General features: G+C 67.5%; 1 protein-coding gene. It reads right to left on the bottom strand.

The window, feature by feature from the left end; genetic code table 11:
• Positions 1–410: 410 nt before the first annotated feature.
• Positions 411–869, bottom strand: a complete 459-nt coding sequence (locus AC07OV_RS30565) for a hypothetical protein (RefSeq protein ID WP_176998699.1) — start codon at positions 867–869, stop codon at positions 411–413.
• Positions 870–1,000 lie beyond the last annotated feature (131 nt).

The raw sequence follows: 1,000 nt of genomic DNA, 5'->3' as shown, positions 1-1,000 counted from the left end.
CCCCCCCCCCCCCCCCCCCCCCCCCCCCCCCCCCCCCCCCCCCCCCCCCCCCCCCCCCCCCCCCCCCCCACTACAGGGGGGCGCAACATCGGTGCAAGTCGGGCCACCGCTATCGCCGGCAAGCCGGGCTCCTACACTTTGAGCACCACCGAACCCGTGTAGGAGCTGGCTTGCCAGCGATGGCGGCCGGTCAGTTGGCACCGATGCAAGCCGGGTCACCGCAATCGCCGGCAAGCCGGGCTCCTACAGTTTGAGCACCACCGAACCCGTGTAGGAGCTGGCTTGCCAGCGATGGCGGCCGATCAGCCAGCACCGGTGCAAGCCGGGCTACCGCTATCGCCGGCAAGCCGGGCTCCTACAGGTGAAGCGTCACTGCCCCCTGTAGGCGCTGGCTTGAACTGGCGCACTGATCAAGGTGTGGGCAACCCCAGGCGATGTGCCTCCAGGCTCACATTCACCTTTTCACCCTCGAGTGCGGGCGGGTGGCCGAGCAGGCGGGTCGCTGGTTCCAGGCTGTCATCGGCGGGGATGAGCAGTACCTGCAAGGTCTGGGGATTGATCACGCCCCAGTTCGACAGGTCGTGGCAGCCGCTGCCGTTGCACACGGCCTGGTAGACGATGCGTGGCCCGCCGGTTGCGTGGGTGTCGCAGGCGCCGCCGATGGAGTCGATGCCGTAGTAGCGCAGCAGGGTTTCCCGGGGGCCGCGCTTTACCCGCAGCAGGACTTCGGCGCTTTCGGTGGTGAGCAAGGGCAGGGTTGGGTCAACGCCGATTGTCACGGTGGCGCCAGCGCAGTCGAAGGTTTGCTCGGCGAAAGCCGGTTGGGTGCACAGGGTGGCGAGGAGGGTAAAGGCTGCAATCCGTAGCATGCGGGCCACTCGATAAAAGGCAGGCGGCGATGCTAGCAGAACGGCTCGCTACGAATATGAAACCGTACCTGTAGTGAGCGGGCTTGCCCCGCGCGGCGGCGTGTCAGGCCCTTTATATACACCTGACACAC

It is taken from the genome of Pseudomonas sp. GW821-FHT09A09, from assembly GCF_059418405.1.
This window is presented reverse-complemented; position numbering and strand designations above follow the sequence as displayed.

Excerpts from the sequence above, each read along its gene's own strand:
- AC07OV_RS30565 (WP_176998699.1), bottom strand. The coding sequence starts at position 869 with ATGCTACGGATTGCAGCCTTTACCCTCCTCGCCACCCTGTGCACCCAA.